This is a genomic window from Bradyrhizobium sp. PUT101, from assembly GCF_052043945.1.
In the GTDB taxonomy this organism is placed as follows: Bacteria; Pseudomonadota; Alphaproteobacteria; order Rhizobiales; family Xanthobacteraceae; genus Bradyrhizobium.
This window is the reverse complement of record NZ_CP197207.1, coordinates 4,477,072-4,494,287: the sequence shown is the minus strand read 5'-3', so window position 1 is coordinate 4,494,287 and position 17,216 is coordinate 4,477,072. Positions and strand designations below refer to the sequence as shown.

16 protein-coding genes are annotated in these 17,216 nt (G+C 65.1%); 10 read left to right on the top strand and 6 right to left on the bottom strand.

Translation table 11 applies throughout. The annotated features are described in order from the left end of the window. Nucleotides 1–8: 8 nt before the first annotated feature. The 8 genes from ACSHT2_RS21770 to ACSHT2_RS21735 all read left to right on the top strand — a co-directional run bounded on the left by ACSHT2_RS21770 (nt 9) and on the right by ACSHT2_RS21735 (nt 7,050). Nucleotides 9–653 carry a nicotinate-nucleotide adenylyltransferase gene (locus ACSHT2_RS21770; protein WP_440636454.1) on the top strand — a complete coding sequence of 215 codons (645 nt, stop codon included), beginning with the start codon at nt 9–11 and terminating at the stop codon, nt 651–653. Between the two features lie 212 nt (nt 654–865). Beyond that, entirely contained in the window at nt 866–1,222 is a 357-nt protein-coding gene (gene rsfS, locus ACSHT2_RS21765) for a ribosome silencing factor (protein ID WP_008538851.1), read from the top strand. Nucleotides 1,223–1,332: 110 nt separating this feature from the next. After that, nucleotides 1,333–1,815, top strand: coding sequence for a 23S rRNA (pseudouridine(1915)-N(3))-methyltransferase RlmH (rlmH, locus tag ACSHT2_RS21760; protein WP_028180033.1), 483 nt, complete (start codon nt 1,333–1,335; stop codon nt 1,813–1,815). A 34-nt stretch (nt 1,816–1,849) separates the two neighbouring features. Then, nucleotides 1,850–3,181, top strand: a complete 1,332-nt coding sequence (locus ACSHT2_RS21755; protein WP_440636453.1) for a murein hydrolase activator EnvC family protein — start codon at nt 1,850–1,852, stop codon at nt 3,179–3,181. Next, on the top strand, nt 3,178–4,536 hold the full coding sequence (locus tag ACSHT2_RS21750) for a S41 family peptidase (protein WP_319330804.1): 1,359 nt from the start codon (nt 3,178–3,180) through the stop codon (nt 4,534–4,536). The genes ACSHT2_RS21755 and ACSHT2_RS21750 overlap by 4 nt, the downstream gene beginning before the upstream one ends. A 146-nt stretch (nt 4,537–4,682) precedes the next feature. Next, nucleotides 4,683–5,903: a divergent polysaccharide deacetylase family protein gene (locus ACSHT2_RS21745; RefSeq protein ID WP_440636452.1), complete on the top strand. Its 1,221-nt coding sequence runs from the start codon at nt 4,683–4,685 to the stop codon at nt 5,901–5,903. Between the two features lie 76 nt (nt 5,904–5,979). Further along, a complete protein-coding gene (locus tag ACSHT2_RS21740) occupies nt 5,980–6,486 on the top strand; it encodes an RNA pyrophosphohydrolase (RefSeq protein ID WP_440636451.1) in 507 nt (168 codons plus the stop codon). Between the two features lie 63 nt (nt 6,487–6,549). Further along, nucleotides 6,550–7,050, top strand: a complete 501-nt coding sequence (locus tag ACSHT2_RS21735) for an RNA pyrophosphohydrolase (protein ID WP_440642898.1) — start codon at nt 6,550–6,552, stop codon at nt 7,048–7,050. A 168-nt stretch (nt 7,051–7,218) separates the two neighbouring features. On the opposite strand, the gene ACSHT2_RS21730 is transcribed toward ACSHT2_RS21735, so the two are convergent. The 5 genes from ACSHT2_RS21730 to ACSHT2_RS21710 all read right to left on the bottom strand — a co-directional run bounded on the left by ACSHT2_RS21730 (nt 7,219) and on the right by ACSHT2_RS21710 (nt 12,348). Then, the gene (locus ACSHT2_RS21730) at nt 7,219–7,626 is read right to left on the bottom strand and encodes a F0F1 ATP synthase subunit epsilon (protein WP_440636450.1); all 408 of its coding nucleotides are present in this window, start codon (nt 7,624–7,626) and stop codon (nt 7,219–7,221) included. Between the two features lie 87 nt (nt 7,627–7,713). Next, nucleotides 7,714–9,156 carry a F0F1 ATP synthase subunit beta gene (atpD, locus tag ACSHT2_RS21725; RefSeq protein WP_440636449.1) on the bottom strand — a complete coding sequence of 481 codons (1,443 nt, stop codon included), beginning with the start codon at nt 9,154–9,156 and terminating at the stop codon, nt 7,714–7,716. A 52-nt stretch (nt 9,157–9,208) separates the two neighbouring features. After that, complete coding sequence (locus ACSHT2_RS21720; protein ID WP_440636448.1) at nt 9,209–10,084, bottom strand: F0F1 ATP synthase subunit gamma; 876 nt, start codon at nt 10,082–10,084, stop codon at nt 9,209–9,211. Nucleotides 10,085–10,258: 174 nt separating this feature from the next. Further along, on the bottom strand, nt 10,259–11,788 hold the full coding sequence (gene atpA, locus ACSHT2_RS21715; RefSeq protein WP_440636447.1) for a F0F1 ATP synthase subunit alpha: 1,530 nt from the start codon (nt 11,786–11,788) through the stop codon (nt 10,259–10,261). After that, nucleotides 11,788–12,348 (bottom strand): F0F1 ATP synthase subunit delta, encoded by a 561-nt coding sequence (locus tag ACSHT2_RS21710; protein ID WP_440636446.1) that lies wholly within the window; start codon nt 12,346–12,348, stop codon nt 11,788–11,790. The genes atpA and ACSHT2_RS21710 overlap by 1 nt, the downstream gene beginning before the upstream one ends. A 649-nt stretch (nt 12,349–12,997) precedes the next feature. Here ACSHT2_RS21710 and ACSHT2_RS21705 point away from each other — a divergent pair. Continuing rightward, a complete protein-coding gene (locus ACSHT2_RS21705) occupies nt 12,998–13,498 on the top strand; it encodes a septal ring lytic transglycosylase RlpA family protein (protein WP_440636445.1) in 501 nt (166 codons plus the stop codon). Between the two features lie 229 nt (nt 13,499–13,727). Here ACSHT2_RS21705 and ACSHT2_RS21700 read toward each other — a convergent pair whose 3' ends face one another. Next, a complete protein-coding gene (locus ACSHT2_RS21700; RefSeq protein ID WP_440636444.1) occupies nt 13,728–15,935 on the bottom strand; it encodes a primosomal protein N' in 2,208 nt (735 codons plus the stop codon). Between the two features lie 111 nt (nt 15,936–16,046). Between ACSHT2_RS21700 and ACSHT2_RS21695 the strand changes: the two genes are divergently transcribed. Then, complete coding sequence (locus ACSHT2_RS21695) at nt 16,047–17,012, top strand: tyrosine recombinase XerC (RefSeq protein WP_440636443.1); 966 nt, start codon at nt 16,047–16,049, stop codon at nt 17,010–17,012. Nucleotides 17,013–17,216 lie beyond the last annotated feature (204 nt).

Here is a 17,216-nt window from a genome sequence, read left to right as displayed (position 1 = left end):
GCGGGCAATTGAGCAACAATTTCGTCGTGCCGCGTTTCGTGGCGCAAGCGATCCCGCCCTCGACACCGGGCATGCGCGTCGGCCTGCTCGGCGGCTCCTTCAATCCGCCGCATCAGGCCCATCGCGCGATCAGTCAATTCGCGCTGAAGCGATTGCGACTCGATCGCGTCTGGTGGCTGGTCACGCCCGGCAACCCGCTGAAGGAGAACGGCACGCTGCACGAGCTCGGCGAGCGCATGCAGGCCGCGCGCGACGTCGCCAACGATCCTAGGATCGAGGTGAGCTGTCTCGAATCCGTCATTCGCACACGCTACACTATCGACACGATCAACACGTTGCGCCGCCGCCTTCGCGGCCTGCGCTTTGTCTGGATCATGGGCGCCGACAACCTCGCTCAATTCCACCGTTGGCAGGACTGGCGGCGCATCGCCGGCCAGGTGCCGATTGCGGTCATCGATCGCCCGCCGCAGAGTTTTCGTGCCCTCGCCTCGCCGGCCGCCAAGGCGCTATCGCGCTACCGTCTGCCCGAGACGAAGGCCGCAGAACTCGCGGATCGGCCGGCGCCGGCCTGGGTCTTCCTGACCGGATTGAAGCTGAATCTCTCCTCGACGGGCCTGCGGAACCCGGACGGGAGCTGGAAAGGTACGAAGTGAGACGAAGTGTGCGGGCTGGAGGCTCTCTGGCATATTGAAACCCTTAACCCCACATGATGTAGTGTAACCAGCGAGCGCCGGATTCGGCGTTCGCGATACAGTGAAAGGAATGGTCCCTGACCACATCTGTATTGTCCAAGTCAGCTTCGACAAAGTCTGTTTTACCCAAGGTTGCCAAGCCTGCACGTAAAACATCGACCAAAGCTGCGGCCTTGGAGGCGCAACCCGACGCCGACAAGACGCTGAGCCTGATCCTCTCCCGCCTCGAGGACATGAAGGCGGAAGAGACGGTCACCATCGACCTTCGCGGCAAATCGGCGTACTCCGACTACATGATCGTGACCACCGGCCGGGTGAACCGGCACGTCGGCGCGATCGCGGAAAACGTCACCAAGAGCCTCAAGGAAAACGGCATCAAGAACATCCATGTCGAGGGCTTGCCCAATTGCGACTGGGTGCTGATCGATTCCGGCGACGTGATCGTGCACGTGTTCAGACCCGAGGTCCGCGAGTTCTACAATCTCGAGAGATTGTACACGCAGGGACCAGGGGCGGCGAAGGCGATCTAGGCTCATCGAGCCGATTTCGAATCGGCTGACGCGCATGCTAGCGTCGTGCGCGCGCTTGTTGCGCGCGGTCTTGAAGCGCGACCCTGAAGATATCAGACCCCGAAGATATCATGCGTGTTGCTGTCATTGCGGTGGGCCGGCTGAAGCAGGGCCCCGAACGGGAGCTTGCCGACCGCTATTTCGAGCGGTTCGACGAGGCCGGCCGCAAGCTTGGATTCCGCGAGCTCAGCATCCACGAAATTCCCGAGAGCCGCGCGCGCGATACCGCGACACGGATGGCCGAGGAGGCCGCGGCGATCTCGGCGCATATTCCGGAAAGATCCATCCTGGTGGCGCTGGACGAGCGCGGCCAGAATCTCGAGTCCACCGTATTCGCACGGCATCTCGGGCGCTGGCGCGACGAAGGCATCGGGCATACTATTTTCGTGATCGGAGGGGCGGACGGACTTTCGCCCGAATTGCGCCGTAAGGCCAAGCTCGCGATCGCGTTCGGCTCTGCGACCTGGCCGCATCAAATGGTCCGCGTCATGCTTCTGGAACAGCTTTATCGGGCCGCCACCATTCTGGCGGGCCACCCCTATCACCGCGCGTGATGCGCGCCACAACGAGCACTTTTGCTGAGAAGCGATGCGAGCGCCGATTCTCAACCTACTGCTGATCGCCAACGTCGCCGGCGCAAGCCTCGCGCAAGCCCAGACGGCAACACCGGCGCCGCAGACCGCGGCCATCTCGCCCGACGCGATCAAGCAGCGTGAGCAGGAGCTGGAAGCCGCGCGCGCCAGGCAGAAGAGCGCGGAAGAAGCACAGGCCAAGCTCAAGGCCGAGATCACCGCGCTCGGCCAGGACCGCACCCAGCTCAATCAGCAGCTGATCGAGACCGCCGCCAATGTGCGCACTGTGGAGACCAAGATCGACGAGGCCGAAGCGCGCCTGCGCGCGCTGAACGGCCGCGAGCAGCAGATGCGCACCTCGCTCGATTCGCGCCGTGCCGACATCGTCGAGGTGCTGGCGGCCTTGCAGCGCGCCGGCCGGCGCACGCCGCCGGCGCTGCTGGTGCGGCCCGAAGATGCGCTGCAATCACTGCGCACGGCGATGCTGCTCGGCGCCGTCGTGCCGGAATTGCGCGGCCGCGCCGAGAAGATCGCGGGCGAGCTCGGCGAGCTCGTGGCCTTGCGCAAGACCATCGCCACCGAGCGCGACCAGCTCGCCACCGACCGCGACAAGGTCCGCAACGACCAGACCCGGCTCACCGCCCTGGTCGACGAGCGGCAGCGCCAGCAGGCGGCACGCGAGAAGGATCTGGACGCCGAGAATTCGCGCGCCATCGCGCTTTCAAGGCAGGTCGGCGATCTCCAGGGGCTGATCGCCAAGATGGAGCAGGACCTGCAAAGCGCGGCCAAGGCAGCCGAGAAGGCGGCCGAGGCTGCAAGGCAGGCCGAGGCCAAGGCGGCCGCCAGCGCCAACGTCAAGTCGGGCCCGGGCGCTTTCAAGGACAAGTCCCGCACCACCCCGGCGATGGCCTTCGCCTCGGCCAAGGGCCTTTTGCCTCTCCCTGTTAACGGTAACAAGATCAGGGACTTTGGCGGTTCCGACGGGGTCGGCGGGGTCCAGAAGGGCATTTCGCTGGCTACCAAGCCCGGCTCCCAGGTCACGACGCCGTGTGACGGCTGGGTGGTCTATGCCGGCCCATTCCGCAGCTATGGACAACTCTTGATCCTCAATGCCGGGGGCGGGTATCATGTCCTGATCGCCGGGATGGAGCGCATTTCGGTCAACATCGGCCAGTTTGTGCTCACGGGGGAGCCGGTCGCGACCATGGGGTCGACTTCTCAAGTCGCCTCCATTCTCGCCACGAACGCGAGTCAACCTGTGCTGTATGTCGAGTTCCGTAAAGACGGCACTCCAATCGATCCAGGCCCATGGTGGGCCGCAAATGAAGGCGAGAAGGTTCGCGGATGATGCGCAAGACCTCAGTAATCCTCCTCAGCGCCGCCACCGGTGCAGCGCTGACGCTGTTCGTGACCCAGCCGCGCGCGGTCTTCATGGGCTCCAGCGCGCGAGCCGCCACCGCGGACACCTATCGTCAGCTCAATCTGTTCGGCGACGTCTTCGAGCGCGTGCGCTCCGACTATGTCGAGAAGCCCGACGACACCAAGCTGATCGAATCCGCCATCAGCGGCATGCTCACCGGCCTCGATCCGCATTCGAGCTACATGGACGCCAAGAGCTTCCGCGACATGCAGGTGCAGACCCGCGGTGAGTTCGGCGGCCTTGGCATCGAGGTCACGATGGAAGACGGCCTGATCAAGGTGGTCTCGCCGATCGACGACACGCCGGCCTCGCGCGCCGGCGTCATGGCCAACGACATCATCACCAATCTCGACGACGAGGCGGTGCAGGGCCTGACCCTCAACCAGGCGGTCGAGAAGATGCGCGGCCCGGTCAACACCAAGATCAAGCTCAAGATCATCCGCAAGGGCCAGGACAATCCGATCGACGTCACGCTGGTGCGCGACAACATCCGCGTCCGCTCCGTGCGCGCGCGCGTCGAGCAGGATGACATCGCCTACATCCGCATCACCACCTTCAACGAGCAGACCACCGAAGGGCTGAAGCGCGAGGTTTCCAACCTCTCGAACCAGATCGGCGACAAGCTCAAGGGCTTCATCATCGACCTCCGCAACAATCCGGGCGGCCTGCTCGAGGAAGCGGTCACCGTCTCCGACTCGTTCCTGGAGAAGGGCGAGATCGTCTCGACCCGCGGCCGCAACGCCGAGGAGACCCAGCGCCGCACCGCGCATGCGGGCGATCTGACCAAGGGCAAGCCGGTCATCGTGCTGGTCAATGGCGGCTCGGCCTCGGCGTCGGAAATCGTCGCCGGCGCGCTGCAGGACCACAAGCGTGCGACGATCGTCGGCACGCGCTCGTTCGGCAAGGGTTCGGTGCAGACCATCATTCCGCTCGGAAGCGGCAACGGAGCGCTGCGGCTGACCACGGCCCGCTACTACACGCCGTCGGGCAAGTCGATCCAGGCCAAGGGCATCGTGCCCGACATCGAGGTGCTGCAGGACGTGCCGGACGAGTTGAAGTCGCGCACCGACACCAAGGGCGAGGCTTCGCTGCGCGGCCATCTGAAGAACGACGGCGACGAGAAGACCGGCTCGCAGTCCTATGTCCCGCCGGATGCGAAGGATGACAAGGCGCTCAAACTCGCCGGCGACCTGCTCCACGGCATCAAGAACAGCGCCTCCGCCGCGCCCACGCCGGGCGGCGACAGCAAGGCCACGACCGACAAGCCCAAAGCGGCGAACTAAGTCGTCGCATTCTGCGATCTGACGAAAGGGGCGGCTCCTGGAGCCGCCCTTTTTTGCGTGGAGCTCCCGACGTCCCCGGCCTATCCCGGCCTGCCGCCGCTTGACCACGGCGTGGTATCGTCGGCTGGAGTGATTCGGGACCTCGCATGACTGAAACGGCCGATGATCTGAGCGCCCCGCTCGGACAGGACAAGCCGCGCCGGAAACGCCGGCTGCGGCTGCCGTTCACGGCCATGCAGCTGCTTGCCGTCGTGCTCGGCCTGTTCCTCGTCACCTTTGCCGGCTTCGCCATCTTCAACAAGGATCCGCTCGGCGGCGAGCCGATGACGCGGCTTGCGATCCGCGCTCCCGGTGCCACGGACAAGGCGACCGACGAGAAGCCCGCGGCCGGGCACGGGCAGGACAGCAAGCCCGACACCAGGGAGGTGCCGAAGCAGGCCGCCCCCGGCGAGCAGAAGACCATCACCATGATCGACGGCTCGACCGGCGCCCGCCACGACGTGGTGATCGGCGGCGGCGATACCGCCGACAAAAGCGAGGCGGCATCCGCCCCGCCGTCCGTCATGGCCGGGATCAATCCGAAGCTGCTGGAGAAATCACGCTACGGCATGATCCCCGTGGTCGCTGACGGGCTGAAGCCGTTCAACGTCTATGCGGCGGACGCCGACCGCGCCAAGGCCGCCAAGATGCCCGTGGTGGCGATCGTGATCGGCGGCCTCGGCGTCGGCGCCGCCAAGACAACCGACGCGATCATGAAGCTGCCGGCGGCAGTGACGCTGGCCTTCACGCCCTATGGCGCCGACCCCGGCAAGCTCGTCGAGCGGGCCCGTGCGCAGCGTCACGAGGTCTTCCTCCAGATCCCGATGGAACCCTACGACTTCCCGGACAACGATCCGGGGCCGCAGACGCTGCTGACCTCGCTCAGCGCCGACCAGAACATGGACCGTCTCCATTGGCACCTGAGCCGGATGCAGGGCTATGCCGGCCTCACCAATTTCATGGGCGCGCGATTCATCGCGACCGAGCCGGCGATGCAGCCGATCATCCGCGAGGCGGCCAAGCGCGGCCTCGGCTTCTTCGACGACGGCTCCTCGCCGCGCAGCATCGCGCCCCAGGCCGCGGCCAACCAAGCCATGCCGTTCGGCAAGGGCGACATCGCCATCGACGTGGTGCCGACCCCGACCGAGATCGACCGCGCCCTGAACAAGCTCGAATCGACGGCGCGCGAACGCGGCATCGCCGTCGGCACGGCCTCCGCCCTGCCGGTCTCGATCGAGCGCATCGGCGCCTGGACCAAGACATTGGGCGACCGAGGTATCCTTTTGGTGCCATTGACAACCGCGATGCTGAAATCAAAATCCAGCTAAATCAACGAATTGGTACGGCACGGCTCCCGCGGGGCCGCATCAAGCCGGACCTGAGGCATGCGAGAGGTCTGGCGGAATGGCGCGTTACGAGGATCTGCCCTACCGGACCTGCGTCGGTGTGATGCTGATCAATCCCAAGGGACTGGTGTTCATCGGCCGCCGCGCAGGCGGCATCGAGCATGTCGACGACACCCATGTCTGGCAGATGCCGCAAGGCGGCGTCGACCCCGGCGAGGACACCTGGGAAGCTGCCAAGCGCGAGCTCTACGAGGAGACCAGCGTACGCTCGGTCGAGCGGCTCGGCGAAGTCCCGGACTGGCTCACTTACGACATTCCCCGCACGGTTGCGGGACGCGCCTGGAAGGGCCGCTACCGCGGCCAGCGCCAGAAATGGTACGCGGTGCGCTTCACCGGCAAGGACAGCGAGATCAACGTCGAAAAGCCCGGCGGTGGCGGCCACAAGGCCGAATTCGTGAGCTGGCGCTGGGAGCCGATGCAGAATCTGACCGGGCTGATCATTCCCTTCAAGCGCCCGGTCTATGAGCGCGTGGTGAAGGAATTTTCCGCGCTGGTGGACGAATAAAGCCGTTGTCATTCCGGGTTCGATGCTAATGCATCGCTGGGGATGACGACGAAAGATCCGCGCGTGACCAATGAAAAGCCCTACCGGCCCAACGTGGGCATCGCCCTGTTCAATGGCGACGGCCGCGTGCTGATTGGCCACCGCTTCAAGGGCGACGGCCCGGAGATCATCTTGCCGGGGCTCGACTGGCAGATGCCGCAGGGCGGCGTCGACGAAGGCGAGAATCTGCGCGATGCGGCGATGCGCGAGCTCTGGGAGGAGACCAGCGTGGTCAGCGCCGACTATCTCGGCGAAACCGACTGGTTGGCCTACGAGTTCCCGCCTTACGACGGGCCGGAGACGCACCGGCTGGCGAAGTTTCGCGGGCAGCGGCAAAAATGGTTTGCGCTGCGCTTCACCGGCCGCGACGACGAGATCGATCCGCTGACGCCGCGCAACGGCCAGCCCGCGGAGTTCGACGCCTGGCGCTGGGAGCGCCTCGACCGCGTCGTCGACCTCGTGGTGCCGTTCCGCCGCGAGGTCTACCGCGCGGTGGTGCAGCAGTTTGCGGGCTTCGCAAACTAAACTGCGAAAACAACCCCATGCACAGTAGCGAAGTGTTTGACACTTCGAGACAAATGCGCGGCAGCTCGATCGATCCTGCAGCAAAGTTTCAGCGCCCGCCACGGTGGTGACGAGCGCTGAACCTGTTCAGGAATTGCAGGCTTGAGCCCCGGAGCGGTGCCCCGGGGCTTAGTGCATAGCCGTGGAATTGAGCTGGTGCTGGATGCTCTTGAAGTGGTCGAGCCGCTCGATGGCGTGATCGAGCTCGCCGCCTTCGTGCTCCTTCAGATTCTCTTCCATCTCAGCGATCGTCTCGGCGAACTGGGCGCGGTCGAGCTCGGCCAGCGACGTCGCGACGTCGGCCAGCACGGTCAGGCCCTTTTCGGAGACTTCGGCGAGGCCGCCGAGCACGATGATCTTCTCGTGCTTGCCGCCGGTGGTGATGGTGAGAATGCCGGGCCGGATCGCGGCCACGACCGGCGCATGTCCGGCCAGCACGCCGAAATCACCTTCGACGCCGGGGATGTCGACCTGATCGACCTCGCCCGAGAAGGCGAGCTGTTCCGGAGAGACGAGATCGAAGTGAAAGGTGGCCATGGAGAACCTGCGAATAGCGAGTGGCGAATAGCGAGTGGCGAGCAGGAGCAGCGAACCATTCGCTGCTCCCTATTCGCCATTCGCCTCTTAAGCCGCTTCAGCGGCCAGCTTCTTGCCCTTCTCGACGGCTTCTTCGATGGTGCCGACCATGTAGAAGGCGGCTTCCGGCAGGTGGTCGTACTTGCCTTCGACCAGGCCCTTGAAGCCCTTGATGGTGTCGGCGAGGTCGACGAACTTGCCCGGCGAACCCGTGAAGATTTCGGCGACGTGGAACGGCTGCGACATGAAACGCTCGACCTTGCGGGCGCGGGCCACGGTCAGCTTGTCCTCTTCCGAAAGCTCGTCCATGCCGAGAATGGCGATGATGTCCTGAAGCGCCTTGTAGCGCTGCAGCACCTGCTGGACCTGACGGGCGACCGCGTAGTGCTCCTCGCCGACGACCAGCGGGGAGAGCATGCGCGAGGTCGAGTCGAGCGGGTCCACCGCCGGATAGATGCCCTTTTCGGCGATCGAGCGCGACAGCGTCGTGGTCGCGTCAAGATGCGCGAACGAGGTCGCCGGCGCCGGGTCGGTCAAGTCGTCGGCCGGGACGTAGATGGCCTGCACCGAGGTGATCGAACCCTTCTGCGTGGTGGTGATGCGCTCCTGCAGCGCGCCCATGTCGGTGGCGAGCGTCGGCTGATAACCCACCGCCGAAGGAATACGGCCGAGCAGCGCCGACACTTCCGAGCCCGCCTGGGTGAAGCGGAAGATGTTGTCGACGAAGAACAGCACGTCCTGGCCCTTGTCGCGGAAGTCTTCCGCGATGGTCAGACCGGTGAGCGCGACGCGGGCGCGGGCGCCGGGCGGCTCGTTCATCTGGCCGAATACCAGCGCGCACTTCGACTTCACGCTCGGATCCGGATTCTTCGGATCGGCGTTGACCTTGGACTCGATGAACTCGTGATAGAGGTCGTTGCCCTCGCGGGTGCGCTCGCCGACGCCGGCGAACACGGAGTAACCGCCGTGCGCCTTCGCGACGTTGTTGATCAGCTCCTGGATCAGCACGGTCTTGCCGACGCCGGCGCCGCCGAACAGGCCGATCTTGCCGCCCTTCGCATACGGAGCGAGAAGGTCGACGACCTTGATGCCGGTGACGAGAATTTCAGCCTCGGTCGACTGGTCGGTGTAGCTCGGCGCTTCCTGGTGGATGGGGCGCAGGCCTTCGGACTTGACCGGGCCGGCTTCGTCGATCGGCTCGCCGATGACGTTGATGATGCGGCCGAGCGTGCCTTCGCCGACGGGAACGCGGATCGGCTGGCCGGTGTCGGTCACTTCCTGGCCGCGCACCAGACCTTCGGTCACGTCCATCGCGATCGTGCGCACGGTGGACTCACCGAGATGCTGCGCAACTTCCAGCACGAGGCGGATGTTGCCGTTCTTGGTTTCCAGCGAATTGAGAATGGCCGGGAGGTGGCCCTCGAACTGAACGTCGACGACGGCACCCATGACCTGGGTGACGCGACCGACCTGGGTAGCTGCTGTAGCCATGAAGCTCTCCTTCGAAATTCTGTACTTTAACGACCGTCGTTTGGTTGGTGCGTCAGACCGCCTCGGCGCCGGAGATGATCTCGATCAGCTCCTTGGTGATCTGGGCTTGACGGGTTCGGTTGTAGATCTGGGTTTGCTTGCGGATCATTTCGCCGGCGTTGCGGGTGGCATTGTCCATCGAGCTCATCTGCGCGCCGTAGAACGAGGCGTTGTTTTCCAGCAGCGCGCGGAAGATCTGCACCGCGATGTTGCGCGGCAACAGGCCGGAGAGGAGTTCGTCCTCTTCCGGCTCGTATTCGTAGGACGTCGTCGGTGCATTCGCCGCCTTCGCTTCCACGACCAGCGGAATGATCTGCTGCGCGGTCGGGACCTGGGCGATCACCGACTTGAACTGCGCGTAGAACAGCGTGCAGACATCGAACTCGCCGTTGTCGAAACGGGCCAGCACCTTCCTGGCGATGTCCTCGGCGTTGACGAAGCCGAGCTGGCGAACGCTGCGCAGATCGAGATGCTCGACGATCTGCTTGTCGAACAGGCGGCGGAGCTGCTCATAGCCCTTGCGGCCGACGCAGAAGAATTTCACTTCCTTGCCCTGCGCCATCAGCGCCTGGGCGCGATCGCGGGCAAGACGAACGATCGAGGAGTTGAAGGCGCCGGACAGGCCACGCTCGCCGGTGCAGACCAGCAGCAGGTGAACCTGGTCCTTGCCGGTGCCGGCGAGCAGTGCCGGCGCGCCGGGCGAACCCGCGGCAGCGCTGGCGATATTGGAGATCACCGAACTCATCTTGTCGGCATAGGGCCGGGCCGCCTCGGCCGCCTGCTGGGCACGGCGCAACCGGGACGCAGCAACCATCTGCATCGCCTTGGTGATCTTTTGCGTCGCCTTGGTGGAGGCGATGCGGACGCGCATGTCTTTAAGAGACGCCATTCTTCGTTCACCCCGGCGGTCAGCCTATGGCCTGACCGCGTCCCTATCCTTTCGTCATGCCCGGGCTTGTCCCGGGCATCCACGTCTTCTCCCACCACGCCGCAAGGCGTGGATGGCCGGGACTTCAATTGCGAAGACGCGCTTCGCGCTCTTGCCCGGCCATGACGGGCAGTCTTAAGCGAAGCTCTTCGCAAAACCTTCGACAACCGACTTCAGCTTGGCGGCGGTGTCGTCGGTGAGGTCGCGGCTGTCGCGGATCGAGTTGAGGATCTCGACATTCTTGCCGCGCAGCAGCGACAACAGGCCGTCCTCGAATGCGCGCACCTTGCTGACCGGGAGCGGATCGAGATAGCCGTTGGTACCGGCCCAGATCACGCAGACCTGCTCTTCCATCTTCAGCGGCGCGAATTGCGGCTGCTTCAGGAGCTCGGTCAGGCGCGAACCGCGGTTGAGCAGGCGCTGGGTCGAGGCGTCGAGGTCGGAGCCGAACTGCGCGAACGCCGCCATTTCGCGGTACTGCGCGAGCTCGCCCTTGATCTTGCCGGCAACCTTCTTGGTGGCCTTGGTCTGCGCCGAGGAGCCGACGCGTGACACTGAGAGACCGACGTTCACGGCGGGACGGATGCCCTGGAAGAACAGATCGGTTTCCAGGAAGATCTGGCCATCGGTGATCGAGATGACGTTGGTCGGGATGTAGGCCGACACGTCGTTGGCCTGGGTTTCGATGACCGGCAGTGCCGTCAGCGAGCCCGAACCGTGGTCAGCGTTCAGCTTCGCCGCACGCTCGAGCAGGCGGGAGTGCAGATAGAACACGTCGCCCGGATAAGCTTCGCGGCCCGGCGGGCGGCGCAGCAGCAGCGACATCTGGCGGTAGGCGACGGCCTGCTTGGACAGATCGTCATAGATGATGACGGCGTGCATGCCGTTGTCGCGGAAATACTCGCCCATGGTGCAGCCGGTGAACGGCGCGATGTACTGCATCGGCGCCGGATCCGAAGCGGTGGCGGCGACGATGATCGAGTACTCGAGCGCGCCCTGCTCTTCCAGCACCTTCACGAACTGGGCGACGGTCGAACGCTTCTGGCCGACCGCGACGTAGACGCAGTACAGCTTGATGTTCTCGTCCGGCTGCGCGTTGAGCGGCTTCTGGTTCAGGATGGTGTCGAGCGCGATCGCGGTCTTGCCGGTCTGACGGTCGCCGATGATCAGCTCGCGCTGGCCGCGGCCGATCGGGATCAGGGCGTCGATCGCCTTGAGACCGGTCGCCATCGGCTCGTTCACCGACTTGCGCGGAATGATGCCGGGCGCCTTGACGTCGACGCGCATGCGCTTGTCGGCCTGGATCGGACCCTTGCCGTCGATGGGATTGCCGAGCGCGTCGACGACGCGGCCGAGCAGGCCCTTGCCGACCGGCGCGTCCACGATGGCGCGGGTGCGCTTGACGGTCTGGCCTTCCTTGATCTCGCGGTCGGCACCGAAAATAACGACACCGACGTTGTCGGTTTCGAGGTTCAGCGCCATGCCGCGGGTGCCGTTCTCGAACTCGACCATTTCACCGGCCTGGACGTTGTCCAGACCGTAGACGCGAGCGATACCGTCGCCGACGGACAGCACCTGTCCGACTTCGGAAACTTCAGCTTCCTGGCCGAAATTCTTGATCTGGTCCTTGAGGATCGCGGAAATTTCCGCGGCGCGGATGTCCATCAGCCTGCCTCTTTCATCGCGTGCTTGATCGAATTGAGTTTGGTGCGAAGCGAACTATCGATCATCCGGCTGCCCAGCTTGACCATGAGGCCACCGATGATCGAGGGATCGACATTCACGTTCAGCGCGACGTCCTTGCCGGTCACCGATTTCAGGGCAACCTTGAGGGCGTCGAGATTCTTGTCCGAAAGCGCTTCCGCCACGGTGACGTCGGCCGTGGCCTCGCCCTTGAACTTGGCGACGAGGGCGCGATAGGCGCGGATGACGTCGGCCACCACGAACAGGCGGCGGTTGGCGGTCAGCACTTTGAGGAAATTGGCGGAGATGCCGGCGATGCCGGCCCTGGCCAGCACGGCCGAAAGGGCTCGGGACTGGGCGTCGGCCGCGAACACCGGGCTGCGGACGAGGCGCTTGAGATCGGCGCTCTCGTTCAGCAAGGCCTCGAATTTGTCGAGATCGGCTTTGACCTCGTCGACCGCTTTCTGGTCGCGGGCCAGTTCAAACAAGGCCGTTGCATAACGGCCGGACACACCTGAAACGGACGTATCTTCTGCAGCCACAGACGCGCTCTTTTTGCTGTCAAACTCGCAAGGGAAAAACCGTCGCCACGAAGCGGCGCCTAGCGATCCAAGCCCTTGGAATTCAAGCGGGACTTCGATTTTCGACCAGCACGGGAGGTGCCGGGCTCGTTAAAATCGCGGCTTTGCTAACATAGCAGGCGCGCAGGTGCAACATGACGCCAAATTAAAGGCACGAGGTTCTGTCGCCAGTTCGTCGCAGCGGGCGATGCCTCGAGGTCGTCGGCGCGCGTTGGAACCGAGGACCTCCCACGTCACGGAAATTGCCGCGGGCCTTGCCGCAGTTGGTTCCTGCCCCCAACGCATAGCGGCCATGAACACGGATCGCAGAGGCGTGATTCTGGAGTGGCTGGTTCCACTGGCCGAATACTTACCGAATTCTGAACAATCGAAGCGATCACTTCGCTTTACAGTATTATGAAGTAATCATGAGGTTAATGAATCGTTAAAGCCGAAGATTACGAAACATCCGCTGATTATCGTACAACGGTAACAAGATGTTTCATGACGAAACATACTCGATTTACTGCCCAATTCACGCCTCATTGAGAAACGAAACGCCAAACCGCTCACAAACTGATGGGGGCTCCACTAGCCACATATGTGGCAATACTAGCTTAGGGACCATTAAATGCTGCCTTTGAAGACGCTGGGCTTTGTGACCCGGCCGCGTACGGTGATCGCTCTTGTCGCCGCAACCATCCTCGTCGGTGGAACTGCCACCGAAGCTTCCGCCAAATCCCGGCATCACCGGCATCATCATCACCGCCACCACGCCCAGACCGATACCAACGCGACGTCCGATTGGCGCAACGCCAATGCGTCGATGACGCCGACTTCCGGCACGGGCCACAGCTTCGCCGGCATGGCTTCCTTTTACGGCAACGAGTCCGGCAGCCGGACGGCGTCGGGCCAGCGCTTCAACCAGAACGCCATGACCGCGGCGCACCGTTCGCTGCCGTTCGGCACCAAGCTGCGTGTCACCCATCGCGGCCAGAGCGTGGTCGTCACCATCAATGACCGCGGGCCATTCATTCGCGGCCGTGTCCTCGACCTCTCCACGGGCGCTGCTCGCGCCATCGGCCTCACCGGTGCCGGCGTCGGCCGTGTCACCGCGGAAGTCGTTTCCTAAAGGGGCGCTTCAGCGCCTCTCCTCACACGCGCAGTTTTCATCAGTTTGCTGCGCGCGTGAGACAAGCCCGTGGTCTTGGGGGACCGCGGGCTTTTTTTATTGTCATTCCCGGGGCGCGCAGCGCGAGCCCGGAATCCATCGCGCGGCAGAGTTGGTGGAGGAATGGATTCCGGGCTCGCGACTTCGTCGCGCCCCGGAATGACGACCAAGCATTTGGTGACAGTGGCGCTTACAAAAAGCTCTGCGGATCGACGTCGACTTCGAGCTTCTGATTGCCTGATGGCTTCGGGCAGACCGCGAGCCAGTTGCGCAGGTAATCCGACAGATCGAAGCCGCGCGCCGATTTCACCAGGATGCGAAAGCGATAGCGGCCCTTGATGACGGCGAGCGGCGCTTCCGCCGGGCCCAGCACCACCACGCGTTCGTCGCGCGGCGCGAGCGTGACGAGTCGCCGCCCAAAGCCTTCGGCGCTCGGCCGGTCGCCTGCCGAAATGATCAGGCTCGCGAGCCGGCCGAACGGCGGATATAGCGTCTTCTCGCGCAGGTCGATCTCGCTGTCGTAGAAGGCCTCGCGGTCGCAGGCGATCAGCGCCTTCATCACGGGATGATCGGGCTGATGGGTCTGGAGGTAGCCGACGCCGCGGCCCTGCTCGCGGCCGGCGCGGCCGATCACCTGATTGAGCAATTGCCAGGTGCGCTCCGCCGCGCGCGGATCGCCGTTGCTGAGGCCAAGATCCGCATCGATCACGCCGACCAGATTGAGCCGCGGGAAATTGTGGCCTTTTGCGACGATCTGCGTGCCGATGATGATGTCGACCCGACCTTCCGCGATTTCGGCGAGTTCCGAGCGCATCGTCTCGATCGAGGTGATGAGATCGCTCGACAGCACCATGGTGCGCGCTTCCGGGAACAGCGCCGCCGCCTCCTCCTGCAGGCGCTCGACGCCGGGACCGACCGCGACAAGCGATTCCTCCGCCGAGCAGTTCGGACAGATATGCGGGCGCGGCATCGAGAAGCCGCAATGGTGACAGACCAGGCGTTGGCGAAAGCGATGATCGACCAGCCAGGCATCGCAGATGGTGCAGGCGAAGCGATGGCCGCAGGCACGGCACAAGGTCAGCGGTGCATAGCCGCGGCGGTTGAGGAACAGGAGCGCCTGCTCGCGCCGCTCGATCGCGATTCTAATCTCGCCGGCAAGCCGCGGCGAGATGAAGCGGCCGCGCGCGGGCGGCTCGCGGCGCAGATCGATCGCCTCGATATGCGGCATGTGCTGGCCGCCGAAGCGCGAGGGCAGCGCGATGCGCTGATAGCGGTTCTTGCGCGCATTGACCTCGGATTCGACCGACGGCGTCGCGGAGGCCAGCACGACCGGGATCCTGGCGATATGCGCGCGCACCACCGCCATGTCGCGGGCGTGGTAATGCACGCCCTCGTCCTGCTTGTAGGCCTGGTCGTGCTCTTCATCGACGACGATGAGGCCGAGATTGGCGTAGGGCAGAAACAGCGCCGAGCGCGCGCCGACCACGACCGGCGCACTGCCTTCGGAGATCGCCGCCCAATTGCGCGCGCGGGTGCGCGGCGTCAGCTCGGAATGCCACTCGATCGGCCGCACGCCGAAACGCTGCGCGAAGCGATCGAGGAACTGGCCGGTGAGCGCGATCTCCGGCATCAGGATCAGCGACTGCTTTCCGCGGCGGATCACCTCGGCCACGGCCTCGAAATAGACCTCGGTCTTGCCCGAGCCGGTGACACCGTCGAGCAGCGCGACATGGAAGGTGCCGTTGGCCGCGAGCGCGCGCATCGTGTCGACGGCGGCGCGCTGGAGCGGTGTGAAATCCGGCCGGCCGAAGTCCGGATCGGGCGCGGGCGGCGGCGGGGGCGGCGGCATCGGCTCGACCGTGAGCGTGCCTTCGTCGACGAGGCCGTCGATCACGCCTGAGGAGACGCCGGCTTCCTTGGCCGCCTCGGACTTGCCGTGCAGCAGCCGGTCGGACAGCACCGCGATCACCCGCTGCCGTGCCGGCGTCAGGCGCTTCGGGGGATCGCCGACCAAGCGCACGCCGGCGCGCACGCGCTCCGGGCCGAGATTCTCGCCCATCCGCAGGCACATGCGCAGCACCATGCCGCGCGGGCTCAGCGTGTAATTGGCGACCCAGTCCACCACCGAGCGCAGCTCGGGCTTCAGCGGCGGGATGTCGAGCTTCTCGCTGACCTCCTTGAGTCGATTGTGCAGGCGCGGATCGGGATTGGCATTCTCGCCCCACACCACGGCGAGCACCTCGCGCGGGCCGAGCGGCACGCCGACGAGATCGCCCGCCTTCAGCTCCATCCCGCGCGGCACCTTGTAGGAATAGGTCTGGTCGAGCGCGACCGGCACCAGCACGTCGACCATGCCGGTCGCGTGGGCGGAGGCGGGGCTGCGCGGTGTGTGATCCATGGGTGGAGAATCGGAACTCGGGGACTTCAGGCTAGCGCCGCGGGCCGGCCTTAGCGAACGATAAACGAGTGTGATGCGATATACTGTGCGGAATCACCACGTCCAGAGCGCATGAGCAAAGCCGCAGCCCCAAGAATCGAGCTCGCCAGCGCCGACCCCTCGATCGCGCAGGAGATGGCACGCTGGCTGTCGCATCTCGGCGCCGAGCGGCGGCTGTCGCCGAAGACGCTGGAGGCCTATGGCCGCGACTTGCGGCAGTGCCTGGATTTCCTCAGCAATCATTGGGGCGAGCGCGTCACGCTGGCGCGCTTCGCGGCGCTGGAGGCCACCGACGTTCGCGCGTTCATGGCGATGCGCAGGGCCGACGACATTGCCGGACGCAGCCTGATGCGCGCGCTGGCGGGCCTGCGCTCGTTCGGCCGTTTCCTCGAACGCGAGGGCAAGGGCAAGGTCGGTGCATTGTCCGCAATCCGCGCGCCAAAGGTTGCGAAGAGCCTGCCGAAACCGCTGCCGATGGCCTCCGCAAAACGCCTGGCCGACGCCGACGAGCGTGCCGGCGAGGACCGCGAGACCTGGATCGTGGCGCGCGACGCTGCGGTGATGGCGCTGCTGTATGGCTCGGGCCTGCGCATCTCCGAAGCGCTCGGCCTGAAGCGCCGCGAGGTGCCGCGTCCCGGCGAAGGCGACGTGCTCGTCGTCACCGGCAAGGGCAACAAGACGCGGATGGTGCCGGTGCTGCAAAATGTGCTCGCGCTGATTCAAGAGTACGTCGCGATGTGCCCGTATCCGCTGCCGGCGGAGGGGCCGATCTTCGTCGGCGCGCGCGGCGGGCCCTTGAGCCCGCGCATCATCCAGCTCGCGATGGAGCGGCTGCGCGGCGCGCTGGGACTTCCCGACAGCGCCACGCCGCACGCGCTCCGGCACTCCTTCGCCACGCACCTGCTCTCGCGCGGCGGCGACTTGCGCGCCATCCAGGAATTGCTCGGCCATTCCTCGCTCTCGACCACGCAGGTCTACACCGGCATCGATGCCGAACGGCTGCTGGAAGTGTACGCGAGCGCGCATCCGCGGCGCTGACAGTTTGCAGGCGATCGTGCCCCGGACGCAGCGCGGAGCTTCTTCAGCGGCGTGCTGCTGAACCGGGCTCGTTCGTGCCGAATGGCTGGGTCCCGGCTCAACGGCGCAGCGTTGCACGCTGTGCCGCGTCCGGCACACGAGAGCCAGCAGGCTGACACACTCCCGTCACAGCTCGCGTGCCTCTTGCGCGGCGCGCACGGTTCG